The organism is Roseofilum halophilum BLCC-M91, from assembly GCF_030068445.1.
GTDB classification, from domain to species: Bacteria; Cyanobacteriota; Cyanobacteriia; order Cyanobacteriales; family Desertifilaceae; genus Roseofilum; species Roseofilum halophilum.
Map to the genome: position 1 here is coordinate 1 of NZ_JAQPOK010000146.1, position 25,030 is coordinate 25,030.

Annotated in this window: 18 protein-coding genes; 14 read left to right on the top strand and 4 right to left on the bottom strand. The window is 45.1% G+C overall.

Annotated elements, in window-relative coordinates; translation table 11 throughout:
* Positions 1-2: 2 nt before the first annotated feature.
* The 9 genes from PJF56_RS18545 (at position 3) to PJF56_RS18585 (ending at position 9,906) form a co-directional block, all read left to right on the top strand.
* Entirely contained in the window at positions 3-1,214 is a 1,212-nt protein-coding gene (locus tag PJF56_RS18545; RefSeq protein ID WP_283764194.1) for an RNA-guided endonuclease InsQ/TnpB family protein, read from the top strand.
* A gap of 243 nt (positions 1,215-1,457) precedes the next feature.
* Positions 1,458-1,769, top strand: coding sequence for a PqqD family protein (locus PJF56_RS18550; protein WP_283764195.1), 312 nt, complete (start codon positions 1,458-1,460; stop codon positions 1,767-1,769).
* 220 nt (positions 1,770-1,989) lie between these two features.
* Positions 1,990-3,861 (top strand): asparagine synthetase B family protein, encoded by a 1,872-nt coding sequence (locus PJF56_RS18555; RefSeq protein WP_283764196.1) that lies wholly within the window; start codon positions 1,990-1,992, stop codon positions 3,859-3,861.
* Positions 3,848-4,003, top strand: a complete 156-nt coding sequence (locus tag PJF56_RS18560; protein ID WP_283764197.1) for a hypothetical protein — start codon at positions 3,848-3,850, stop codon at positions 4,001-4,003. Before PJF56_RS18555 ends, PJF56_RS18560 begins: the two co-directional genes overlap by 14 nt.
* A gap of 180 nt (positions 4,004-4,183) precedes the next feature.
* Positions 4,184-5,092, top strand: coding sequence for a hypothetical protein (locus tag PJF56_RS18565; protein ID WP_283764198.1), 909 nt, complete (start codon positions 4,184-4,186; stop codon positions 5,090-5,092).
* Between the two features lie 6 nt (positions 5,093-5,098).
* Complete coding sequence (locus PJF56_RS18570) at positions 5,099-5,683, top strand: prolyl hydroxylase family protein (RefSeq protein WP_283764199.1); 585 nt, start codon at positions 5,099-5,101, stop codon at positions 5,681-5,683.
* A gap of 4 nt (positions 5,684-5,687) precedes the next feature.
* Positions 5,688-6,836, top strand: a complete 1,149-nt coding sequence (locus tag PJF56_RS18575; RefSeq protein ID WP_283764200.1) for a 50S ribosomal protein L11 methyltransferase — start codon at positions 5,688-5,690, stop codon at positions 6,834-6,836.
* A gap of 1 nt (position 6,837) precedes the next feature.
* The gene (locus tag PJF56_RS18580; protein WP_283764223.1) at positions 6,838-8,646 is read left to right on the top strand and encodes an ABC transporter ATP-binding protein; all 1,809 of its coding nucleotides are present in this window, start codon (positions 6,838-6,840) and stop codon (positions 8,644-8,646) included.
* Between the two features lie 87 nt (positions 8,647-8,733).
* Entirely contained in the window at positions 8,734-9,906 is a 1,173-nt protein-coding gene (locus PJF56_RS18585; RefSeq protein WP_283764201.1) for a nucleotidyltransferase domain-containing protein, read from the top strand.
* On the opposite strand, the gene PJF56_RS18590 is transcribed toward PJF56_RS18585, so the two are convergent.
* Positions 9,897-12,767 (bottom strand): GAF domain-containing protein, encoded by a 2,871-nt coding sequence (locus PJF56_RS18590; protein ID WP_283764202.1) that lies wholly within the window; start codon positions 12,765-12,767, stop codon positions 9,897-9,899. The two genes, PJF56_RS18585 and PJF56_RS18590, sit on opposite strands and share 10 nt — an antisense overlap.
* A 159-nt stretch (positions 12,768-12,926) precedes the next feature.
* Between PJF56_RS18590 and PJF56_RS18595 the strand changes: the two genes are divergently transcribed.
* The 4 genes from PJF56_RS18595 to PJF56_RS18610 all read left to right on the top strand — a co-directional run bounded on the left by PJF56_RS18595 (position 12,927) and on the right by PJF56_RS18610 (position 16,389).
* Entirely contained in the window at positions 12,927-14,036 is a 1,110-nt protein-coding gene (locus PJF56_RS18595) for a quinone-dependent dihydroorotate dehydrogenase (RefSeq protein ID WP_347179586.1), read from the top strand.
* A 37-nt stretch (positions 14,037-14,073) separates the two neighbouring features.
* Positions 14,074-14,970: a PfkB family carbohydrate kinase gene (locus PJF56_RS18600; protein WP_283764204.1), complete on the top strand. Its 897-nt coding sequence runs from the start codon at positions 14,074-14,076 to the stop codon at positions 14,968-14,970.
* 82 nt (positions 14,971-15,052) lie between these two features.
* Positions 15,053-16,177, top strand: coding sequence for a cupin-like domain-containing protein (locus PJF56_RS18605; RefSeq protein ID WP_283764205.1), 1,125 nt, complete (start codon positions 15,053-15,055; stop codon positions 16,175-16,177).
* 41 nt (positions 16,178-16,218) lie between these two features.
* Complete coding sequence (locus PJF56_RS18610; protein WP_283764206.1) at positions 16,219-16,389, top strand: hypothetical protein; 171 nt, start codon at positions 16,219-16,221, stop codon at positions 16,387-16,389.
* Here the strand turns inward: PJF56_RS18610 and PJF56_RS18615 are convergent.
* The 3 genes from PJF56_RS18615 to ilvA form a co-directional block, all read right to left on the bottom strand.
* A complete protein-coding gene (locus PJF56_RS18615; protein ID WP_283764207.1) occupies positions 16,357-19,041 on the bottom strand; it encodes a hybrid sensor histidine kinase/response regulator in 2,685 nt (894 codons plus the stop codon). The two genes, PJF56_RS18610 and PJF56_RS18615, sit on opposite strands and share 33 nt — an antisense overlap.
* A 27-nt stretch (positions 19,042-19,068) precedes the next feature.
* Entirely contained in the window at positions 19,069-22,140 is a 3,072-nt protein-coding gene (locus PJF56_RS18620; RefSeq protein ID WP_283764208.1) for an ATP-binding protein, read from the bottom strand.
* Positions 22,141-22,319: 179 nt separating this feature from the next.
* Positions 22,320-23,900 (bottom strand): threonine ammonia-lyase, biosynthetic, encoded by a 1,581-nt coding sequence (gene ilvA / locus PJF56_RS18625; RefSeq protein WP_283764209.1) that lies wholly within the window; start codon positions 23,898-23,900, stop codon positions 22,320-22,322.
* 144 nt (positions 23,901-24,044) lie between these two features.
* On the opposite strand from ilvA, the gene PJF56_RS18630 reads away from it, so the two are divergent.
* Positions 24,045-25,028 carry an SDR family NAD(P)-dependent oxidoreductase gene (locus tag PJF56_RS18630; RefSeq protein ID WP_283764210.1) on the top strand — a complete coding sequence of 328 codons (984 nt, stop codon included), beginning with the start codon at positions 24,045-24,047 and terminating at the stop codon, positions 25,026-25,028.
* Positions 25,029-25,030 lie beyond the last annotated feature (2 nt).

Here is a 25,030-nt window from a genome sequence, read left to right on the forward strand (position 1 = left end):
AGATGAGAGCGCGATACCAATATCGAATCTATCCAACCCAGCGCCAGACACAAAAACTTGCCCAGTTGTTTGGCTGTTGTCGCGTTGTGTGGAATGATGCTTTGACTAGAGTTAAATCAACCCCATCAGGAGAAAAGTGGCTGAGTAACTCAGAACTACAAAAACAGGTAATCACTCAAGCTAAAAAGACTCCTGAACGGCATTGGCTATCTGATGTTTCAAGTGTTCCTTTACAGCAGTCTGTGCGAGATTTAGGCGTAGCCTTCTCTAATTTTTTCAATAGCCGCTCAGGTAAAAGGAAAGGCAAAAGAGTGGGGTTCCCTAGACTCAAGAAACGTTCTAGTAGCCAATCAGCTCGGTTTGTCAAGACTGGATTCTCACTCAAAGGCAACAAACTTGAGTTAGCTAAGTTAGGTCGATTTAAGGTGAAGTGGTCAAGACCTCTCCCTTCTACACCGAGTTCTGTCACAATCACCAAAAACACTTCTGGTCAATATCATGCCAGTTTTGTTATTGAGATAGATTCAATAGACATTGAGTCGATTTATCCATCAGTCGGGGTTGACTTAGGGATAAGAACCTTTGCTCACCTCAGTACCGGGGAAAAGATAGAATCACCAGACTACAGTAAGATTACCCGCAAAATCAGGCGAATGCAGCGAAAGTTATCTCGCCAAATCAAAGGGTCTAATAGACGACACCAGACTAGACTCAATCTAGCTAAACTTCACCTGAAACTAGCAAGCACTCGCAAAGATTTCCTACACAAAATAACGACTCGGTTGATTCACGAAAACCAAGTGGTCTGCCTAGAAGACTTGAATGTGTCAGGAATGGTCAAGAACCGGAAGTTAGCTAGAGTTATTAGTGAGCAAGGTTGGGGTAACTTCCGAACTTTTTGTGAAGCTAAGGCTCAAACGATCAACGATAGAGAAGTTAATGTTATCAGTCGTTGGGAACCAACATCTCAGGCTTGTTCAGAGTGCGGCTATAAATGGGGCAAAATAGACTTATCTATTCGTTCCGTTGTTTGTCTTAATTGCGGAACTGAACATGATAGAGATGAGAATGCTGCCAAAAACATAGAAAAAGTCGGGGTAGGGCATACCCACGACTCTAAATGGATAAAGAACGGGCATAAGACCAGGGTTTCTGGCAATCCGATAGCTTTGTCAAACCAACCGTCAGTTAAGCGGCTTAGTCTGTTTGATTAGCCGGAGAATCCCCATCTCTTTAGAGTGGGGAGTATGTCAACTGATATAAACTAGCTAGACGCTTGAGAATTTGTAGCAGCAGTCAGAGAGGGTAACGCTGGTCTCACCCCCCAGCCGCTTCCCCCACGGGAAGGGACTCAAAAACTGGCCTTGCTAAGTTGTGCGGAATGGCTATACTATGAGCTGAATCCTAGGGAGGGGATGGGCCAATACACTTAGACCATCTCTAGCCCATCACGACGAATGACTTACCCCAAAGCTGAGGTGAACATTTCTATTTCTAATCAACAAAACATCACATTAGCTCCAGATGTCCTGGTTCAGGAACTCTCTGGAGAGTCGGTATTGCTCAATTTAAACAGTGAGGAATACTTCGGTTTGGATGAGGTGGGTTCGCGGATGTTATCCGTGTTGACGGGTTCTGCTTCGATTCAAGAGGCGAGCGATCGCCTCTTAGAGGAGTATGAGGTAGAACCGGAAAAACTGCACCAGGATTTAATGGAATTGATTGAAAAGATGGTCGATCAGGGCTTGGTTACTGTGAGTTCTGCCTAAAAGCGGCTTCAGGGATCGGGGGCGATCGGCAAATTTCTTTTCAACGCTGAATAAAAATGAGTCAGGTAAACCTTTCAGTTGTGCTATAAGTACACTGTGGAAAAAAATAAGTAAAATCAGTTTACAGTCGAGCTTAAGGTAGAGTATAATCAGCTCGTTTTAAGCGACCAGGGTAATTTACCCATTACTCCGTCTAAACACCAGATTTGAGGTGAAGAGAGTGAGCGGAATCGTAGGAATCGTCAATGCCGATCGGGCCCCGGTTGACCGGGAACTGTTGGCACGGATGACAGGATATATGACGTTCCGGGGGCCGGATGTCCAGAGAATTTGGGCGGAGGGTTCTGTCGGGTTTGGCCATACCCTGTTGCGGACGACTGATGAATCGGCGAACGAAACCCAGCCTCTAACGGTAGATCGACGGGTATGGATTGTAGCGGATGCACGGGTAGATGGTCGCAGGGAGTTAATCCAAAGTCTTCAAGACCGAGGAGAAGCGGTTGACTTCAATACTCCCGATCCGAATCTGATCCTCCATGCCTATCTGGTTTGGGGTATCGATTGTCTGGATCGCTTGATTGGGGATTTTGCCTTCGCCATCTGGGATGAGCCAGAACAGCGTTTGTTTTGCGCGAGAGACCATTTTGGGGTAAAACCGTTTTTCTACGCTAATTTGGGCAAGGAGTTGGTGCTGAGTAATACGCTCAATTGTGTGAGATTGCATCCGTCTGTATCGGATAAACTTAACGATTTGGCGATCGCCGACTTTTTGCTATTCGGCTATAATCAGGAAGTGGATACCAGCGCCTTTGCTGATATTCAACGCCTGCCTGCTGCCCATCGGTTAATCTGGACTCCAGAGAGCTTTAAGGTGGAGAGATACTGGACATTGCCCACGGATGGCTATATCCGGTATAAACGGGATGAAGAGTATGTAGAGCATTTTTTGGAACTAATGCGGTTAGCAGTCGGCGATCGACTGAGAACCAATAAAGTCGCAGTTTACATGAGTGGAGGATTAGATTCTACCAGTGTAACGGCGATCGCCAAAGAACTCCTCACCAAATCTTACCCCACCTACGACCTCAGAGCCTACACCACCGTCTTCGACCGTCTCCTTCCCGATGAAGAGCGCTACTACTCCGGTTTAGTCGCCGAACATTTGGATATTCCCATCCACTACCAAGTCGCCGACGACTTTGAGGTATACAAAGGGATTGAAGAGATAGAAGGGTGTACACCTGAACCCACCTTAATTCCTTTAGCGCATCCACCTCAAGAGCAAAAAAAGCTCATTGCTTCTCATAGTCAAATTGTTTTAAGCGGCCAAGGAGGAGATCCAGCTTTTTATTCCCAAGGAGCCTATTTTTATGTTAAACACTTATTGACAACCCGGCAACTTCCATGTTTGCTTAAAACTTTAACTAAGTATGCAATCGACCAAGGTAAATTCCCCCAACCGGGTATTCGTTCTAGAGTTAAGCAATGGCTCAAACTACCATCGAATCAGCCTAATTATCCTTCTTGGATTCAACCTGATTTCACAGTCAATCTCAATTTAGAAGACCGGTGGAAACAGAAGTACATGGAGGGTCAATTGGAGCATCCTTCTCGTCCTGAAGCCTATAGTAGTCTTAGAAACTCTTGCTGGCCTGATTTATTTGAGCAGTATGATTCTGGAATCAGTGGTTGTCTTGTAGAACAGAGATATCCCTATTTTGATATCCGTTTAATTCATTATCTACTGGCAATTCCCCCCATCCCTTGGTTTCTCCATAAGAACATACTCCGTACAGCTATGAAGGAAATATTACCAGAAGCAGTAAGGCGAAGACCGAAGTCTCCATTATGTGGCGATCCACTCAGCTTGCGGGTTCAGCAACCGGTCATGAAATGGATTGATAACTTTCAAGTTAATCCACAATTATATAACTATGTTAACCCTAAAGCCATTCCCCAACTATGCGGAATGAAAACAAGCAGTAGTGAAGTATGGATTAACTTACACCCTTTGAGCTTAAACTACTGGTTAGACCATTCACAATCCCCTAAACTTGAACCTGACAAGGAGAAAAGCTATGCCCTTATCTAATAATCAAAACTCAGTGAAGAAAACTTACCAAAAACCCCAACTCTCAGTTTACGGTGATATTCGCTGTTTAACTCAAGCTGGAAACAGTAACCAAATTCCAGATAACTTTAGTCCTGGACTGAAAACTGCTATTGGGATGTAATCTTTTTAGTGTTTTTGTATCAACCTTCTCCAAGGATCGAGTCTCAGTCAGCTCAATACTGATGTTTCCTCCTACACTCAACTCTATTAAATCCATCAGTTCTTGCTATTCAGTTACCTAGTCTTTGGTCTTCACATACAATCAAGCCAGGCAATTCCTGGCTTAATTCCTTCATCTGTCTTGTCATCCATAGATTTAACGGTTGCACTCAATATCAGTTTATCTGAAAAAGAAGAGTTATTCCAACGTCCTATAGTACCGATTTATGAGAGTGACGAAAGAGATGAACAAGGAAAACCTTGCTTACAAGTCTATAAAGCTCAAGAAACCGGTTATTTTCAACTCAGTTATACTGATGGGAGTCAATTTTTTATTAACCCAGATGGAACTCAAGTTTGGACAACTTGTCCAGATCATTTGAGTATAGAAGATACAGCTACCTACCTTTTAGGCCCTGTTCTTGGGTTCGTTCTCCGTTTACGAGGAATAACTTGTCTCCATGCGAGTGCTATTGCTGTTGGGCAAGAAGCGATCGCATTTGTGGGTGACTCTGGTGCTGGTAAATCAACAACTGCCGCAGCTTTTGCCAAGCTAGGTTATCCGATCTTATCAGATGATATTGTAGCTCTCGTTCCCCAAGACAATCATTTTTTTATTCAACCTGCGTACCCCCGTATTCGTTTGTGGTCTTCTTCAGTCAAGATATTGTTTGAATCTCCTGATGCCTTACCTAGACTTGTTCCTACTAATCCAACGTGGGATAAACGATATCTGCATCTCAATGGTAGAGAGTATCACTTTCAAAATCAGCCTCTACCTCTAACCCAAATTTATTTTCTAAGTCCAAGAGATCCTCAGATAGAATCCCCGTATCTACAAAAAATTTCTCCTGCTTCATCTCTCATAAAATTGATAAAGCATACCTATGCTAATGTCTTATTGGACTCTAAGATGCGAGCAAATGAATTTTCTCTATTAAGTCAGTTAGTAAGAGCCGTGTCCTGCTCAGAAATAGTCCCTAGCTCAAATCCTAAGCAAATACAAAAGCTTTGTGAGGTAATTCTTAATAATTTTAGCAAAGCTAGATAATTGTGTATGTCTAATTTAAAGTTAATTCATCATCTCGGTGTTTTTGTTCAAGAAGATTTTTTAAGTGTAGATCAATGTATCAACATAGTATCTGAATTAGAAAAATTAGAAGTTACTCCAGTAGGAGTAGTAGGAGAAGACGGACTGTATCAAATAAATCAGGAAGTGCGTAAAGTTCATCAAATAGATGCTTCGCAATCATCAATTCAACTGGTACAAAAAAAAATATTGACCGTCAAAGATAAATTAGAAGACTATTTCAGTCTACAACTAGACAGCAATGAGTCTCTTCAAGTTTTAAGATATAAAGAGGGAGATTTTTATTTACCTCATGTAGATACTAATCATGGGGATCATCAACCTTTTCACATAAAAAAAAGAAAAACATCTGTAGTGATTTTTCTCAACAATTTATATCAAGGCGGTGCTTTAACGTTCTATGGGTTAATTCAAAAAAATAACTGGAAAAGTTATGGCTTTCCAGTGGATGGGAAGCCTGGCTTACTATTAGCATTTTCTTCTGAATTAATCCATGAAGTAGAACCGGTTGTTCAAGGAACAAGATATACGATTGTAAGTTGGTTTAATTAAAATTATGTATAGTGTATCGGGTTATGGCTCCATGATCGGCGATCGCGGCCGCATGGAAGCCTATACGCAAGCTCTGAAACAATCCATTACCCCCGGTTGTGTTGTCCTCGATATTGGCACGGGAACCGGTATATTTGCCCTGCTTGCCTGTCAATTCGGAGCCAAGAAAGTCTACGCCATTGAAACAAATCCGGCGATCGAAGTGGCAAAACAGGCGGCAGTTGCGAATGGCTATAGCGATAAAATTGAATTTATCCAAGATTTATCCACTAAAGTAGAATTACCCGAATTAGCCGATGTCATCATCTCCGACTTGCGGGGAATTTTACCTTTATTTCAGCAACATATTGGCTCTTTAGCTGACGCTAGAACGCGATTATTACGTCCTGGAGGCGTGTTAATTCCTCAACAGGATAACATCTGGGTGAGTGTAGTAGAAGCGCCCAATTGGTGGAATAGAATTAACGATCCTTGGGATAAATATTGTTATGGCTTTAACATGGATGGGGCGAAAAAGATCGTCAATAATGTTTGGGGAAAAGGTTGGGTAACACCGTCTCAATTATTGGCACAACCGCAACTTTGGGCAACATTGGATTATCAAACTATTGAGAATCCGAATGTGGGAAATCAAATGCTCTTTAAACCGTCGCGCAGTGGCACTGCCCATGGGTTGAGTGTATGGTTTGATGCCACCCTGATTGATGGCGTTGGCTTCTCCACGGCTCCAGGAATGCCGGAATTGGTGTATGGGACGGCGTTTTTCCCCTTTTTAGAGCCGGTTGAGATAGGTTTGGGCGATACGATTTCTGTAAATTTACAAGCTAATTTGGTAAATAGTAGCTATATCTTCCGTTGGGATACTCAGGTGTTAGAGCAAGGGAAGGAAAGCCAGTGTAAAGCTCAATTTAAGCAGTCTACGTTTTTTGCCGAATCTCTTTCTCCTCAGCAGTTGCGGAAGCAGGCAGGGAATTTTGTACCCAAGTTGAATCAAGATGGTAAGATTGCGCAAGTGGTTTTAGCGTCTATGGGGCAAGGAAAATCGGTGAGCGAGATTGCAGGAGTGTTAATGGAGCAATTTCCAGAGGCGTTTTCTACTCCGAAAGAGGCTCTAACACGGGTGGGGCAATTCTCAACAGTGTACAGTGAATAGGATGATGGCGGCGATCGCCTCTCGGTTGCAGCGCTTGCTCTATCTGAGAAAAGCGGCACAGTTAGTTTGGCGGAGTACCCCCAAATTAACCCTGGCGAATATTGTCCTCGTCTTTCTGCAATCGGTGCTACCCCTAGCTTCCCTCTACCTCACCAAACTGATTATCGATCGCATCACTGAAGGCATTTCCACTCCCCAAACCTCCCTACAACCGGTACTCCTGCTAATTGCCATTGCTGCATTGGTGGCGATTATTGGTGATGGACTGCGATCCTTAGCCGGATGGGTAAGCGAAGCGCAATCTCAAATCGTCACCGACTACGTGCAGAATCTGCTTCATAGCAAGTCCATTGAAGTGGATTTAGAATACTACGAAAACGCTCAATACTATGATTTTCTCCATCAGGCACAAACTGAGGCATCTTATCGTCCTACTGTCATTGTAAATCGATTTATCCAATTAGGCAATAGTAGTTTATCCTTAATTGGGATAGGACTGCTTCTGTTTTCCTTTGATTGGGCGATCGCCCTCATCCTCATTATCGCCGCTATCCCCGTTTTTCTCGTCCGGCTCCGATTTTCCCAACAGCTTTATCGGCAATGGCAACAATGGACTCCCCAAGAGCGCATGGCCCATTATTATAGTACCTTAATCACCCAAGTCGATCATGCCAAAGAAATCCGCTTATTTGACTTAGGCGAACTATTTGGGCGACGGTTTAATACCCTGCGTCAAGCCATTCGTCAGCAAAGAATATCCCTATCTGCTCGTCGTTCCTTTGCCGAAAGTATTACCCAAAGTAGTGCCACCCTAGCCGTTTTTACCGCCTTTGCACTGATGGCAGATCGGGCATTAATGGGTGCAATTACCATTGGCTCTTTAGTGATGTACTATCAAGCCTTTCAACGGGGACAAACCTTACTGCGAGAAAGTTTAAGTTACTTGGCTTCTTTGTATGAAAATAGTTTATTTATCGCCAACTTTTACCAATTTCTCGACCTCAAGCCGATGATTGTTGAACCCATAAAACCAGCTCGACTTCCGGCAACTCTTGAAGGCAGAATCGAATTCGATCGCGTCAGTTTTTCCTATCCCCGAAGTGAACGCTCGGTTCTCGAACAGCTTAAGTTTACCATTGAACCCGGAGAAACCATCGCCATTGTGGGGGAAAATGGAGCCGGAAAAACCACCTTAATTAAACTATTATGTCGCCTCTACGATCCGACGGCTGGTGCAATTCGCTTAGATGGGATCGATCTGCGAGATTTATCTCCCAGTGAAATCAGAACAAATATTAGTATTGTCTTTCAAGATTATGCCCATTATCATTTAACGGTGCAAGAGAATATTGGTGTCGGAGATATTCAGAACTGGGATAATTTAGCCCCAATTCAGCAGGCGGCTCAATGGGCCAAAATTGAGCCGACAATTTTGAAACTTCCCCAAGGATATGATACCATTTTAGGGAAACAATTTATTAATGGAGAAGAACTGAGTATTGGGGAATGGCAGAAAGTGGCGATCGCCCGATCTTTTCTGCGCCAAAATCACCCCATTTTAATCTTAGATGAACCCACCAGCGCCTTAGATCCGCAAGCGGAAGCAGAAATCTTAGAACAGTTGAATCAATTGACGCAAAAGCGAACGTCTATCATCATTAGTCATCGTCTTTCTACGGTGAAATTTGCTGACCGAATTTTAGTTTTAAAAGAGGGGAAAATGGTGGAAACTGGAAATCACAGACAGTTAATGGAGAAATCGGGGATTTATGCCACACTCTTTAATACGCAAGCTCACTATTATCGATAAATATTATAACTCTTTTTCTCCTTACAGAGGTAGGGTGGGCAGTGCCCACCCTACTGGGTAGAGGGATATAGGGAGAGGGAATTAACCATGCGTCTTGAACATCAATTAATTTTAAATTGCGCTCGCACGTACCATTCGGGCGCAAATCAAGACAAAATTCTAGAATTACTTTCCAGAGATTTGGATTGGAATTATATCTTCGATTGGATTAACTATCATGGGTTGATCCCTCTATTTTACTGGACAATCAAAGAGTTTAAAGATCCTGTCGATCTCGATTTTTTTCAAGTTATCGATCACGAGTTTAAACAAAATGCCTATCGCAACTTATCCCTAACCCAAGAACTGATTAAACTTATTCAACTTTTTGAGGCAGAAACAATTCCGGTTTTGGCGTTTAAGGGGCCGGTTTTAGCCCAAGTTGCTTATCAAAATCTGGGATTGAGGCAGTTTATTGATTTAGATATTTTAATTCCTCAAGGGTCTGTGAGTCAAGCCTCAAAGATTTTAACTCAACAGGGTTATCTGCCTCAATTTGAGTTTAAGGGATGGCAAGAAAATCGCTATGCCCAAATTCGCCCGGAGCATAATTTCTATTCTTCAGAAAAAGATCTCAGTATTGATTTGCATTGGTCGTTAATTTCTTCGGCGCTCTCGTTTCACGAAAATCCCCAATTGATTTGGGAGGATAGGAACTATCAAGATCGAGTAAAATTAGCTAATCAAACGATTCTTACGTTATCGCCAGAAGCGTTGTTATTATTTTTATGTGTTCATGGGGCGAAACATGATTGGTCTCATTTATCTTGGGTGTGTGATATTGGGGAACTGTTGAATCGACATCAAGATTTAGATTGGCAATGGATTGAGGGGCAAGTGGGTCATTTAGGCACGCAAACGATGTTAGAGTTGGGGTTAGGGTTAGCTCACACTTATTTAGATGCGCCAATTCCTGAAGATTGGCTGAAGAGATTAGAGAATAATCCTAAGATTCAGGAGTTAGGAGAATTAATAGAAGGGCAATGGTTTAAACGTCAATCTGATGAGAGTAGACTGAGATTAATGGGGCAAATTTATGTACAAACGATGGATTCAGGGCGCGATCGCCTCTGGTACTGGTTGGACTATGTAGCAACCCCTACCCCCCTAGAGTGGGAAATCCTCCCCTTGCCCTCCGGGTTGTTTTTCCTCTATTATCCTTTTCGCCTGCTGCGTTTACTCTGGAAATATCGGCCAGACTGGCTCAAGGCTCAATCCTGAGCCAATTCAACCGGTAGCAATAACTGAAACATCACAGATTTATTGTCTAAGGGGTAGGTATTAAAATAACCGCCTAAACTTTGCATCAGAGATTGGCAAATGAGCAAATATAGACCAGGGGGCTGATCGAGTAAAGATGGACTGAGTAAATCGGGCGATCGCCCCTGCTCGAGTTCAGCAATTAAGCTCGGTTCTAATAACGTGGCACAAACAATGGACACATCAAACAATGAAACATGCCCTTCACCCGACTGATGCGAATTCTGGCGCAAACGCTCTCGCATTCTCCCTTGAGCAGGTGGCAATTCCGTCTCAGAAATCCCATTACACCAAATATCCACTTGTCCTTTCGGCTGGGCCATTTTGCAGGTAATCCCTAAAATTTCATGGAAAATCAACTCTAACTTCACCACATCTCCGGTTAAATTCACGGCTCCAGGTTGTCCCTGCACGCGGATAAATAATTCCCGCTTTTTCACCAAGGTATCCACCCGTTCGATCGCCCGTTTAATTAAACTCACTAACGGCATAGCCATGTGATACCACTCTAATTCCCATTGCTCATCTCTGAGCATTTGCGCCAGATGACCCAACGTGGTGTTGAGCGATCGCAATCCTTGCTGATAACGGGTTAGAGTTAGAGCATCCTTGGGCGTACCCAAACTATGGAGTTTTTTCAACTCCGTACTGAGTTTACGATAAATAATCTCGCTGCGACGTTGCTTATACCAAGTCAACTTTTGCGCCCGATCCTGCTGGACTTCAAAGTGAGTTTGTAGTGCCATCCTCCGCTCAGACCAAGCCAGTTGTCGTACCATAATCACCAACACACTCAGATAGCGATCGGACCACAAACGGCCGGGAGCATCCGCTAATACAATAATGCCCCTGGCAACCTCCTGTTCATCTCCCCGAAAGGCGATCGCCACAATCTCCCCAATTCCCGATCCACTCAACCACTGACGAGTCACAGCCGACAGATCTCCAGCAGACACCTGATACAGGCCTGAGCTGGCTAAAACCTCTTGCAGAAAGGGATCGTGGGCAATATCAATTTTGCCTTGAGTCTGTATACTAAACTCTGGGGCACTGACCTGAGCGATCGTAATATAACCCAACTGGGGCTTATCCAAAGACCAACTCATTTTCAGCGCCAGGGGAATCTTAAACACCTGGGTGATTTTTCGTAGAGCCTCCTCCTCTAGACTTTCCGAGGACTCATCCCCCGTTGATTGAATCGCCGTTTGTCCCCATTGAATCAAAGATTGTAGTTTTTCCTGTTGTTGTTGACGGCTATGGAGTTGCCATTGATGGAGGATCAGCCCCAACTGTTGAGCCACCACCCGCACCAATTCCAGTTCTGTTCCTTCCCAGGTGCGAGCCACATCATGGCCAACCATCAGCACCCCTTCCATCTCATGGCCGATCGCCGTATTACACAGTAAAACACTCTTAATCCCCACTTGGGTAAATAGGGGTCGCCAAGTCATCAGTTGCCGATCTTCCTCCCAATTTTCAATCGGGATCGCTGCTCTCGACTGTTCAAGCTGCTGCCATTCCTGGGCATCAGGAACTGGTAAAGGGGAAGGTAGGGGGCGACGGTTACCCGGTTGACTTTGACAGACCACCTCAAAATGATTCTTATCGCGATCGTAGAGCAAGACCAAAAACCGCTCTACCCCTAGGCGATCGCACACCAAATGGGCACAATGATCTAGAGTCTGTCGCCAATCCTCCTCAGAATAGATCGATCGCACCAACTCAGCCGTCAGTGCCTGGTCTTGTTTGGTGCGCTCTACGGCTGCTTCCATCGCTTCTAGGGGAGCCATCAGAGCAATTAACTGAGCCACTCCACGCACATAATTTCGTTCGGCATCCTCCCAAATTCGAGGCTCATTGCCCTCGATCGCCAAAAATCCCAATAACTCATTTTGATAGATAATTGGAGCGGCCAACAGCGACCGGGCCTTTATTTGCTGCATTAACCGACTGGTAGTATCCGCCTTCAAAGAACTGCGAGCTTCTCCCACAGACACCACTTGATCGGCTACCAACGCTTTATAAAAGCCAATCACCTCCTGTACCGTAATCCCCGAAGAGGCTTGTTTCCCCACCCCTTGGGCCGGGGTTTTTTGCACATTTGTAGTTCTGCGCCAAAAATAGCGGCGTTCGCGCTCAAACCAATAAATATTGGTGCGATCCGGGGTTAAAAACTCATGGGTTTTGGCCACCACCACATCTAACCTCTGGCGGAAATCGGAGAGCGATCGCAACTGATCCAATAATTCTAATAAGGGTTTATCCGGCCGTTTAGCCAACTGCCTACGCCAATTGGCTTCCATTTCATTTAACGTAGCCGCCAACTCCCCAAAAATCATCGATAGGCGAGCCTTTTCATCCGAGCGCGGTGAAATTCCCCACAGGGTCGATCCCAAAATCACCACCCCAAAACACAGGGCCCGATAGCGCAGGGGAAAGATAATTGTGCCTTGAATATTGAGTTTTTCCGCTAACTTCCGCCATTCTCCCGCTCGCCGCTCTTCCCGCAAGTCGGGAACCCCGGCCGGTTTTTGCTGGATTACCACTTGCTCGAACAGGTCTCCAGGACTTAAGGCAAAGGTTTGTTTAAGGATGGCGCGATCGCCTCCCGATGGCAGATTTCCCCCTTTGCCAAATAAGCGATGCTCTCGGCGATCGTACAAACCAATCCAGATTAAGTCATATTCAAATTCCGTTTCAATATACTCAAGAGTTGTGTCAACCAACACATCAAGATTCTCCTCTTCCCTCAAGGTTTGGAGAGTCCGACCTAGGGTAACCAGTTGTTTTTCGCTTTGTTTCGGTATGGACTGCTGAGGCATAGACCGAGGGTTCTAGGGATAGTGAATAAGGGCGAATGACGAATTAATAATAGACAAGCTGAGTGTCGATCATCAATAATGGGTAACTTGAATCTGGGCGAAAAACGCGAAAAACGATTAAATATCCATTATCGACTCTTTCAATTGGAACCGTCTCCCATGCTTGAGCAATTTATCTTTGCAGGACTTAAAGTCGATCCAGAGGATCTTCATCACTTAGTTATGGGCGCTTTAAGCTGGTTAAGTCACCAACCGACGATCCGTTATGCCAGCTCAATCGATCGGACATTTGGGTTAACGGACGATCGCCTCCGGCAAACCCTCTGGGGATTAACGTTCCCCAATCCGGTGGGATTAGCAGCCGGATATGATAAGGACGGCCTAGCGGTGGGGATGTGGGATCGTTTAGGCTTTGGATCGATGGAACTCGGTACAGTTACCTTCCATCCGCAACCGGGTAATCCCCGTCCCCGTTTGTTTCGCTTAACTCAAGACCGAGCGGTTTTAAACCGTATGGGGTTTAATAACGAGGGCGCTGAGGCCATGGCACAACGGTTGAAAAATGGCCAGCATTGCCCTACCCCCCATCGAATTCCAATTGGAATTAATCTGGGTAAGTCCAAGATAACACCCCTAGAAAATGCGGCGGCCGATTATGGCCAGAGCTTCCGTTTACTCAAGGATTGGGGAGATTATTTTGTGGTCAATGTCTCGTCACCCAATACCCCTGGCTTGCGATCGCTCCAAGATGCCAGCCAATTGAGTCCTATTTTAGAGGCTATTCAACAGGAAAACCAAGGGCACAAACCCTTATTGGTGAAAATTGCCCCGGATCTGGAGGATCGGGCGATCGCGGAAGTGGTGAATTCAGCCCAGAGTTATCAGTTATCCGGGATTATTGCCACCAACACCACCATTGATAAACGCCCTCTCAAAACCCAACTCAATCCCAAAACGGGCACTCCTATCCAGGAGGAGCAGGGGGGAATTAGTGGGGTTCCCTTGGCCAGGCGATCGACGGAGGTGATCCGCCTCATTTGGCGACAAACCCAAGGTCAGTTACCGATCATTGGTGTGGGGGGGATTTTCACTCCAGAAGATGCTTGGGAGAAAATTACCGCCGGAGCCAGTTTGATTCAAGTCTATACCGGTTGGGTCTATCAAGGCCCCTGGATGGTCAAGCGCATTTTACAGGGGTTGTTAGATAAGTTGGATGAGGAAGGATTAGACTCCTTGACAGATGCGGTGGGGAGAGATAATGAACAATGAACAATGAACAATGAACAATGAACAATGAATTGATTTTATGCATAAATCCGGTTTGTTTGTGGGCTTGGCGACGTTGGATTTCCTCTATCTGACTCCCCAAATTCCCCAGGTGAATGAGAAACGGGTGGCAGTTGATTATACCGTGGCGGCGGGTGGCCCGGCGACGAATGGGGCGATCGCCTTTGAGTATTTGCGACGGTTACATGAAAAGAGCGGCTCAACCCAACTCCTGGCAAGTGTGGGGACTCATCCCTTAAGCACTCTCATTCGGGCAGATTTGGAGGTTTATGGAGTCCACTGCATCGATCTTGACCCGCAACGACCCGATCCGCCCCCAGTTTCTTCTATTCTAGTGACTCCACCAAGGGGCGATCGCGCCGTGATTTCCATTAATGCCACCCATGCACAAGGGGCCTGGAAGCCCAGTTTTAGCGCTCTCTTAGACGACGTGCAGGTGGTATTAATTGACGGCCATCAAATGGCCATCAGTCAAGAACTAGCTCAGGTGGCCAAGGCGCAGCAGATTCCGATTATTATTGATGGGGGCAGTTGGAAAGCTGGATTTGAGCGGGTTCTGGCATTGGCTGATACGGCGATCGCGTCGGCTAATTTTTATCCCCCTGGATGCCAGACTCACGAACAGGTGATGGCCTATTTAGTCGAATTGGGCGTTCCCCAAATTGCCGTTACCCAGGGAGAAGGGGCGATCGCCTACTATACTCAAGGGAAACAAGCACAAATTCCGGTTCCTCAAGTTTCCGCAGTGGATACGTTAGGCGCTGGAGATATTTTCCATGGTGCATTCTGTTATTATTCCCTAGAATTGGACTTTGTAGAAGCCCTAACTCAAGCGGCCCAGATTGCTTCTGCTTCAGTTCAACAGTTCGGAACCAGAGCATGGTTGAACGGTTACGATGGGGAGATGGGGGGATAGAGGAAAGGTTTTGGGCTTCGCTCTCTAAAATGGTTTCGGCTGTCGCCGACCTGAAAATTGATAAAAAATTTGATTAAAGATCATGACAGAACCTCAACCAATGACCATTACCTTGCCGCCCCTGCGGATTACGGTAAATAATCAACAACAGGTTAACCTAGAGTGGATGCCCCAAGCTCAAGGTCAGATGCCGCCGAGTCAACCCCAAATTCCAGAGAATTGGAAACGGTGGATCGCCTTAAATAAGCTGCATAATAAGCCGGAACAGTCGATGATTGAAGCCATGCAAAAACAGGGAGTCGATCCAAATATCGCTCGCCTGGCTATCAATCAAGTGATGGCCGAACCCTCCTATAAAATCGGCGAGAATCTGGCCCAACTGCTGCGAAAATTAGAATCGACCCTCGCCATTCAACAGCAACTGGCGGCCCTTTCATCGAACGGGAACCGAATTGAGCGGCGATCGGGCCTTTCTAGACAAGAATTTCTAGACCGCTATTATGCCACCAATACCCCAGTCATTCTCACCGATTTAATGCAAGAGTGGCCAGCCATGAAAACCTGGTCACCCGCATATCTCAAAGAACAATACGGCCGAGTTGAAGTCCAAATCCAAGCCAATCGCAACAGTAACCCAGAATACGAAGTTGAATGTGAAAAACACCGCAAAACCATCCGCCTGGGGGACTATGCCGATCAAGTCTTGAACGGTGGTGAGAATAATGATTATTATATGGTGGCCAATAACCAAAACTTAGAGCGTGAGGAATTAAAAGGACTGCTCGACGATATTATCTTTTTCCCCGAATTCCTCAACCCCGAAGAAACCCAGAATCGCGTGTTCTTCTGGTTTGGCCCCAGTGGAACCATTACCCCTTTGCACCACGATCCCGTCAACTTAATGATGGCTCAAGTTTATGGACGCAAACGTTGGCGCTTAATTTCTCCCCAGCAGACTCCCCTACTGTACAACTATGTAGGGGTATTCAGTAAGGTGGATTGCGAAAACCCCGATTATCAGAAATATCCCCTATTTAAAAATGTGCAGATCGTTGAAGAAGTCTTGCAACCGGGAGACGTGATTTTCGTGCCCGTGGGCTGGTGGCATCAGGTTAAAGCCCTCGATCCCAGCATTTCCTTATCGTTTACCAATTTTGTTTTTCCCAATTTTTACACTTGGCAAGACCCCAATATTAAGGCGTGGTAAATATAGCGCTAGATGCTGGGAATAGGGAATAATGGAGGAGAATGGGATTGCGTAAACAGAGTTTAGGCTTTTATGCTTTAATCCATGGGTACGATCGTCATCAATCTTTTGAAAAACTTGATGAAGTTGACAGGATCGACGATCGCCAGAACATCCGCCAGTCTCTTAACGCCAATCAATCACTGAGTTGTATGACTTTTAGTATCGAGTAAAGTCTTAATACCGATTTCATCAAATTCTGCGGCTAACGCGAGGATGCGATCGCAAAAAACCCTATACCTTGCGTCTTTTGCGTTCAGTCGTTGAGCCTCTTGCTCTATGGCTTCAATATCGCCAATTTTAGTAGCGTCCCATAACGCGCTCAATTCCTCTTCTGTGGGGAAAATGAGGTCTTGCTGAATGGAAGAATCTGGCTCGCTTTTCTTTTCATAGATCCAGGTTAATTGCAAATACTGTTGTAAGCGTATTAATAATTGCTCTAAATCAATCGGCTTTTCTAAGAACTCATTACAGCCAGCCGCGATCGCCAAACTCCGATCGGCTAATGATACACTGGCACTAGCCGCGATAATCGGCAACTCTTTTGAATAAGACTCTCGAACACAGCCAGCCAAAGTATAGCCATCCATCTCTGGCATCACAATATCCGTAATCACCAAGTCAGGTTTTTCCTGTTGCAACCGTTCTAAGCCCTCTCGTCCATTAGAAGCTTCCAGCATTCTAAAACCGAGTGGAGTTAACACCTCCGCAACCACCATTCGATTCACTTGATGATCGTCAACAATGAGGATAGTTTTTGGTTCTCCACTGTAACCGAGAATCTTACCCTGCTGTAAATTCGCTGCACTCGCAATCCATTCCTCTGAACGGGGTAATGTGACTTCAAACCAGAATTTGCTCCCTATCCCTAAGCGACTCTCCACCTGAATGGTACTTCCCATCATCTCCACAATTTGACTACAGATCGTTAACCCTAATCCCGTACCTTGCGAACGTCGAGAGCTAGAACCCACTTGCTCAAAGGGGAGGAAGATTTTATTCACCTGTTCTGGACTCATTCCTACTCCTGTATCTTCAATTTCAAAGCGTAGGGTAGTCGTTATCTGAGAGGACTCTTCGGGGCTACAGACTACAGAAAAACTTACCTGGCCTTGGTCAGTAAATTTAATTGCATTGCCTAAAAGATTTAGTAAAACTTGACGTAGACGTTTCTCATCGGTTTTGACTCCTGTCGGTAAGTTTTCGTCTGGCAAAAACTGGAGAGTAATACCTTTATTGTCGGCTCGCACTCTTGCTATTTCCGCTACCCCAACTAAAAAGGACGGTAAGTGTAAATCCTTGGGGAACAGTTCCATTTTTCGGGCTTCAATTTTAGCCAGGTCGAGGATATCATTAATGAGGGTTAACAGATGAGAACCGGCTTGTTCAATCACATCCACGCCCTTACGATGTTGATTGAGATCCGTCGCACGATGCATAATCTGAGCATAACCGAGGATACCATTGAGAGGGGTGCGAAGTTCGTGGCTCATATTCGCCAGAAATTCACTTTTGGCTCCGTTGGCACTATCGGCTGCTTCTTTAGCCTGAGAGAGTTCTAAGGTACGTTCTTCCACTCGCTGTTCCAGTTGAGAAAAGGAGGTTCTCAGTTCAGCAGCCATGCGGTTGAATGCTCTAGCCAAGGTTTTCAGTTCGGCGAAAGATCCTCCAGAGACTTGCTGCTCTAAATTTCCTTCTGACATTTCTTCTGAAGATTGTGCAAGTTTTAAGATGGGTTGAGCAATCCAATAAGACGTATACCATCCCAAAACGATGGCAATTCCCAAGGCTCCAAGACAGAGTAAAATGGTGTTTCGTCTACTGGCATCAATTTGTGCCATAAAATCCGCTTCTGGCACAACAATTACAATTAACCAATCTAATCCAAACTCATCTTGATAAGGAAACACCTGTAAAAATTGTCGTTGGTCTTCACGCTCAAAGTCTAATTGCTCCAGATTTTGAATTTGTTTCAAATCTGTAAAGTGATTGAAAAGATACTGGACAGTTTCCTGAGTCAAAGGATCGGTACTTTCGACAACATTTAATCGTTGAATTTCTTCCCCTTCTTGACGAAACAGCTTTTCGTTGGTAGATGTGGCTACCAATTGACCTGAACGTTCGATAATAAAAGCTTGTCCCGTTTTACCAATCTCTAAACTTTCCAGAAAATCACTAATGTGGGTTAATATGAGGTCGGCCGCTGTGACTCCGATGAACTCTCCTTGTCGATTGTAAAGCGGAAGATCGGCAGTTAAGGCCAATTCTTGGGTCGCAAAAAAAGTGTAAATCTCTGTCCAGACTCCTTTTCCGGCACGATAAGCGGTTTTGTACCATTCCCGTTTTCGGGGATCGTAGTTTGGTACACTGCTCACCCGCTCTAAACGTTGACCTTCCCCATCGAGCGTCCAGGTTTCAAAGTGATAATCTGTTCTCCGGTCAGACACTTCTAGAACAAAGCTCCGATCGGCTTTTCGTTGTACCCCTACATATTCTCCCTGCTCAGTTCCCAAGGAAATATAACTGACGGTCTCAAACTGCTGCATCTGAGAAAAAAAGTAGCGCTCTAAACTGGGAATATCTTCCAGATTCAACAGATCTAGGCTAACCGCTTCCCGATTAATTTTATTCACCAGATGGGGCATACTTAAATAAGTATCCAACTGCTGTTCAATCCGTTTGGCCAGTTCACTCTGTAATTGAGCTGCGACATCATTGACTGCTTTTTGTCCATTGCGTAACGAGAGCCATCCTGTTAATCCGACAACGGCAAAAACTTGGAGGGCAAAGGGAACGATTAAAACAAAACGCAAATTGACTTTCATAATCAGTCCTCCATATAGAGTGGATAGCTAACTCGGCGCAGAATTAATAAGCTCGACAATGGTTTTATCTTCAAATTCAGCAGCTAAGGTCAGGATACGATCGCAAAATCCGCAATAGTTGGGATTGACATCTTTTAAACGTTGGGCTTCTTGCTCAATTCCCACAATATCTCCAATTTTTGCCATTTCATACATTTTAAGTAATTCATGACTTTTTGGAAAAACGATTTCTTGTTCTGTAGCAACACTTACAGATTCTAGGGATTCATAAACCCATTGCAGATTGAGATACTTCTGTAACACAATTAACAATTTTTCCATATCCACAGGTTTTTCCAGAAAATCTTTACAGCCAGCCGCGATCGCCAAACTTTGATCGGCCAGCGATACACTGGCACTAGCTGCGATGATCGGCAACTCTTGGGAATAAGACTCCCGAACCTGACGAGCAAAGTCATACCCGTTCATTTCTGGCATGACAATATCTGTAATTACCAAGTCGGGTTGCTCCTGTTTGACCTGTTCTAATCCCTCCCGTCCATTACAGGCTTCGAGTATCCTAAACCCTAATGGCGTTAATACTTCCGAAATCACGATTCGATTGACGGCATGATCGTCAACAATGAGGATAGTTTTTTGTTCTCCACGGTAACTGAGAATGTGACCTTCTGATAAATGAGCCGCAGAGCTAACCCATTCTGAGGAAATGGGAAAATTGATTTCAAACCTGAATATGGTTCCCATTCCTAATGTACTGTTAACCTCAATTTCACTGTCCATCATTTGGGAAATTTGACGACAGATAGTTAATCCTAAACCGGTTCCTTCTGACCGCCGTGATGTCGAGCCAACTTGCTCAAAAGGTAAGAATATTTTTTCGATTTGTTCTTGACTCATCCCTACCCCTGTATCCTGGATGGTAAAGCGAATTCTGGCCAGATTTTCTGCTGTTACCTGTTGGTTGGTCACGGAAAAGGTTACATTGCCTTGGTCAGTAAATTTAATCGCATTTCCCAAAAGATTGAGTAACAGTTGCCGCAGCCGTTTTTCATCGGCTTTAATACCGGTCGGTAATCTTTCGTCTGGCCAAAATTGGAGGGTAATGCCTTTATTTTCGGCTCGTACTCTTGCTATTTCTGCCACTCCCACCAAAAAGGAAGGTAAATGTAAATCCTTGGGAAAGAGTTCCATTTTTCGGGCTTCTATTTTAGCCAGGTCGAGGATATCGTTAATGAGGGTTAACAGATGGGAACCGGCTTGTTCAATCACATCTACGCCCTTACGATGTTGATTGAGATCCGTCGCACGATGCATAATCTGAGCATAACCGAGGATGCCATTTAGGGGAGTGCGAAGCTCGTGGCTCATATTGGCTAGAAATTCACTTTTGGCTCGGTTGGCACTATCGGCTATTTCTTTAGCCGCTTGTAATTCGAGTTCGGCTTGTTTGCGATCGCTAATATCGGTATGAGACCCTACCATCCGCAAAGGTTGACCCCTACTATCTCGTTCTACGACTTTAGCACGGGATAAAATCCAAACATCATGCCCCTGTTTATGGCGCATCCGAAATTCCATATAAAAGGTTTTTATTTTTCCCTGTAAATGATCTTCAATGACCTGTTTTGCTCCCGGTAAATCCTCTGGATGAACTAAGGTTTCCCAGGAGGAAAAAACATTAGTAATTTCGGATTCATCATAACCTAACATTTTTTTCCAACGGGGAGAAAAATAGACCTCATTTAAGGTGATATTCCAATCCCAAATTCCATCATTGACGCTTTCATTCACTAATTGTAAACGTTCTTGACTTAAGCGCAAATCTTCCGTCCGCTCTTGTACTCGCTGCTCTAGAGTGTCAAAGGATTCTTTTAATTGAACGGCCATTTGATTAAAGGTTTGAGCCAAAAATTTTAATTCCGTAATGTTTCCACCCTTAACTTGCTGGGATAAATTGCCTTGAGCCATAGCTTTGGATGATTCCACTAAACTTAAAATCGGTTGTGAAATCCAACGAGAGGTACAAATTCCTAGGAGTATGGCGATTACTAATGCACCAAGACAGAGCAAAATTGTTGTACGGGTATTGGCATTGATTTGGGCCATGAAATCGGACTCTGGAACTACAATCACAATCAACCAATCTAATCCCCATTCATCTTGATAGCTGATCACATTTAGAAAATGTCTGACTCCCTGAAGTTTGAAATCGATCTGTTGGGTTTGGGAAATTTTAGATAAACCACCAAAATGTTGGATCAAGAACTGGGTGGTTTGTTGGGTGAGAAACTGTTGGCTATCAGTAGCCATGAGTCGCGTTAACTGCTTCTGTTCCGTTGGCGTAATAAAAGGTTGCTCATCAGTGGAAGTGGCGACTAAAAATCCAGGCTTCTCTAGAATAAAGGCTTGTCCAGACTGACCAATTTTTAACTGACTGAGAAATTGATTAATCCCTAATAAGGTTAAATCTGTACCAATGACTCCCTTGAATTGATTGTCTTGGTCATAAATTGGGGTTCCAATGGTTAGGGCTAAACGAGGATAGGTGACGTAAGTATAAATTTCACTCCAGGCTGAGTGGTTTTGAGTGGCAGCCGGAACATACCAAGGACGAGGACGGGGATCGTAGTCTGAACTGACTCGCAGTAGTTTTTCGGTTCGCCTCCCTTGATCGTCGGTGGCATAAGTGTGAATTGTATAACTGGTTAAAGCATCGGAAATTTCAATATTTAACCCTCCATCATTCCTCTGTTCTACTCCATAAAATTCTCGCTCTTCATTGCCTGCTTGGATGTATCCGATATTGGGAAAATTACGGATTTGTTTGAGGAAATAGGGTTCCATGGTGCGGAGATTGTCTATATTCAGATAGCCTAATTCTATGGCATCGACAATGTTTTGATTGACTAGATAAGGGGTGCGTAAATAACTCTTCAGGTGTTGTTGAATGCGATCGCCGGTTTCTTGCTGTAACTGAGTGACTAAATTTTCTACGGTTTTCTGTCCATTGCGTAGCGATAGCCATCCCGTCAATCCCACTACCGCAAAAATCTGTAGGACAAAGGGTACAATTAAAACTAAACGAAGATGGAATTTCATACTCAGTCTCCTATGTCAAGGGAGGAGTTATAATCGTCTTAATCTTACCGAGTAGATGTTAAGGTTTAATTATGCTGTGGATACAGGATTTGAGCTGTACCACACACTACTTTATGGGAGTTTTTCCAAGATTCAAGTTTTCCCAGTTTTCCGACGGGCTTGGAGGTGGCTTGTTGTCATCAAGCCAAGAATAATTTATAGGCAGGATTGTTATTTTCGTCCCAATAGCGATAGCCTAAAGTGTCTAAAAAGGCTTGCCATTCTGCCATTTCTTGGGGGGGAACTTGTATTCCGACGACGATGCGCCCGTAGTCTGCGCCGTTGTTGCGATAGTGGAAGAGGCTGATATTCCAGTTGGGACTCATGGAGGCGACAAATTTCATTAGTGCGCCGGGACGTTCGGGAAATTCAAAGCGGTAGATTAATTCGTGTTCTGCGAGGGTCGATCGCCCCCCAACCATGTGGCGCAGATGCAGTTTAGTCAGTTCATCATCGGTTAATTCTAGGGTTTCAAAGCCAGTTTCTGCAAAGGTTTTGGCGATTTTGGCGGCATCTTCTCGGTCTTTAATTCGCACGCCGACAAAGATATGGGCGCAGGTGCTAGAGGCGATGCGATAGTTAAATTCGGTGAGGTTGCGCGTCCCCAAACAGTCGCAGAAGCGGCGCAAACTGCCGGGTTTTTCGGGAATGGTGACGGCAAAAATGGCTTCTCTGCGTTCCCCAAATTCGGCTCGCTCGGCGACAAACCGCAGGCGATCGAAGTTCATATTTGCACCACAGGCAACGGCGACGAGGGTTTGTCCTTGGATGTTTTCCCGCTCGACATAGGCTTTGGCTCCGGCGATCGCCAAGGCTCCCGCCGGTTCCACAATGGAGCGCGTATCTTCAAACACATCTTTGATCGCCGCACAGGTATCATCGGTCTCTACCAGAATAATTTCATCCACATATTCTTGACAGAGGCGGAAGGTTTCCTCGCCCACTTCCCGCACCGCTACCCCATCGGCAAACAAGCCCACTTGGGGCAATCTCACCCGTTTCCCGGCTTTCAGGGATTGATTCATGGCATCAGAATCCACCGGCTCTACCCCAATAATTTTCGTCTCTGGATGCAGGCGTTTCACGTAAGCACCAATGCCAGAAATGAGACCTCCTCCACCGATCGCCACAAAAATCCCATGAATGGGCTGTTGATATTGGCGTAAAATTTCCATCCCTATCGTTCCCTGTCCGGCAATCACATCGGGATCGTTAAACGGATGAATAAACGTTAACCCTTTCTCGGCTTCGAGTTCGCGGGCATAGCCATAGGCTTCATCATAGGTTTCACCATACAATATTGCCTCTCCACCATGCGATCGCACCGCATCCACTTTCACCTGCGGTGTCGTCACCGGCATCACAATCAATGCACGGGTTCCCAAATGCCGCGCAGCCAGGGCAACCCCTTGGGCATGATTCCCCGCAGACGAAGCAATTACCCCTTGCGCCAACTGTTCCGGAGGCAATTTCGCCATCCGATTATACGCCCCCCGCAACTTAAACGAAAATACCGATTGCATATCTTCCCGTTTCAGCAGCAGCCGATTCCCCAGTCGCCGCGAAAGGTTGCTCGCCACTTCTAGGGGCGTTTCTTGGGCAACATCATAGACGCGAGCCGTGAGAATTTGGACCAGATAATCACACAACATGGATTGGGGAACCGAATGTAGGGTAAGGGCACAATACTTAAGCCTATCATGTTCCGATCCTCTGGGCAAAAGCGGCGATCGGACTCATCAGACCTATTCTATCAGTTGTAAAATCAGAGAAATGCTAAATTTGTAGTGTACTCAAAAGTATTTAATTGTTAATTGTTCATTGTTAATTGTTCATTGTTAATTCTTGAGAGGCTCTCTAAAATAATGACATTACCACTCAAAGGAAAAATTGCCCTAGTTACCGGAGCATCTCGTGGATTAGGGAAAGGCATTGCCACCGGGTTAGCGGAAGCTGGGGCAACGGTTTATATTACCGGCAGAACCCTGCACGCTGCTGAGGGAAGAATGGGAAGTTTAGAAGAAACCCAAAAGGAACTCGACGCAGTAGGTGGGGTAGGTATTCCGGTACAAGTCGATCATGCTGATGATGAGCAGGTGCGCTTGTTATTTGAGCGTATTGCTGATGAACAAAAGGGAAAATTAGATCTATTGGTGAATAATGCTTATGCTGCCGTCTCCATGCTTAAAGAGACCTATGGTCAACCTTTTTGGGAATTGGAGCCGAATTTATGGGATCGGGTCAATCATGTGGGATTGCGGGGGCACTATATTGCCAGCGTTTATGCTGCGCGGATGATGGTTCCCCGCAAACAGGGACTGATTTGTACCCTGTCCTCTTGGGGGGGCTTGTTTCCGATATTTGGCGTATTGTATGGGGTAGGCAAAACGGCGTGCGATCGCCTGGCCCTAGAATTAGCCTTAGAACTTAAACCCCATAACATTACCTCCCTCTCCATTTGGCCGGGAATTGTGGGTACAGAACAATTTACCCAATTTGCTCAAGAGCAAGAATCGAGCGCTACTCTACCAGAAAGAGGCAATCCGTTTGCCGATGGTTTTAACTGGGAAACTCCCTTATTAACCGGTCGCGTGATTGCCTGTCTAGCGACTGATTCTGAGATTATCCAACGCACGGGAAAAGTGCAGATTGTTGCCGAACAAGCCCGACGCTATGGTGTGGTAGACCGAGACGGCAATCAACCTGCGTCTTTGCGATCTTTACAGTTTATTTTGCCGATGATGCTCCCGCAATTACGCGCTTATTCTTCTTGGCTGCCTAGTCTGTATGTTCCCTGGTGGATCTTGATGTCTGGGGTAGTTAAATCCCCTCAAGTTGGTAATGGGTAATC

Excerpts from the sequence above, each read along its gene's own strand:
- PJF56_RS18590 (WP_283764202.1), bottom strand. The coding sequence starts at position 12,767 with ATGCCTCAGCAGTCCATACCGAAACAAAGCGAAAAACAACTGGTTACC.
- PJF56_RS18615 (WP_283764207.1), bottom strand. The coding sequence starts at position 19,041 with ATGAAAGTCAATTTGCGTTTTGTTTTAATCGTTCCCTTTGCCCTCCAA.
- PJF56_RS18585 (WP_283764201.1), top strand. The coding sequence starts at position 8,734 with ATGCGTCTTGAACATCAATTAATTTTAAATTGCGCTCGCACGTACCAT.
- PJF56_RS18560 (WP_283764197.1), top strand. The coding sequence starts at position 3,848 with ATGCCCTTATCTAATAATCAAAACTCAGTGAAGAAAACTTACCAAAAA.
- PJF56_RS18610 (WP_283764206.1), top strand. The coding sequence starts at position 16,219 with ATGGGATTGCGTAAACAGAGTTTAGGCTTTTATGCTTTAATCCATGGG.
- PJF56_RS18595 (WP_347179586.1), top strand. The coding sequence starts at position 12,927 with ATGCTTGAGCAATTTATCTTTGCAGGACTTAAAGTCGATCCAGAGGAT.
- PJF56_RS18570 (WP_283764199.1), top strand. The coding sequence starts at position 5,099 with ATGTCTAATTTAAAGTTAATTCATCATCTCGGTGTTTTTGTTCAAGAA.
- PJF56_RS18605 (WP_283764205.1), top strand. The coding sequence starts at position 15,053 with ATGACAGAACCTCAACCAATGACCATTACCTTGCCGCCCCTGCGGATT.
- PJF56_RS18600 (WP_283764204.1), top strand. The coding sequence starts at position 14,074 with ATGCATAAATCCGGTTTGTTTGTGGGCTTGGCGACGTTGGATTTCCTC.
- PJF56_RS18580 (WP_283764223.1), top strand. The coding sequence starts at position 6,838 with ATGATGGCGGCGATCGCCTCTCGGTTGCAGCGCTTGCTCTATCTGAGA.
- PJF56_RS18545 (WP_283764194.1), top strand. The coding sequence starts at position 3 with ATGAGAGCGCGATACCAATATCGAATCTATCCAACCCAGCGCCAGACA.
- PJF56_RS18630 (WP_283764210.1), top strand. The coding sequence starts at position 24,045 with ATGACATTACCACTCAAAGGAAAAATTGCCCTAGTTACCGGAGCATCT.
- PJF56_RS18620 (WP_283764208.1), bottom strand. The coding sequence starts at position 22,140 with ATGAAATTCCATCTTCGTTTAGTTTTAATTGTACCCTTTGTCCTACAG.
- PJF56_RS18575 (WP_283764200.1), top strand. The coding sequence starts at position 5,688 with ATGTATAGTGTATCGGGTTATGGCTCCATGATCGGCGATCGCGGCCGC.
- PJF56_RS18550 (WP_283764195.1), top strand. The coding sequence starts at position 1,458 with ATGACTTACCCCAAAGCTGAGGTGAACATTTCTATTTCTAATCAACAA.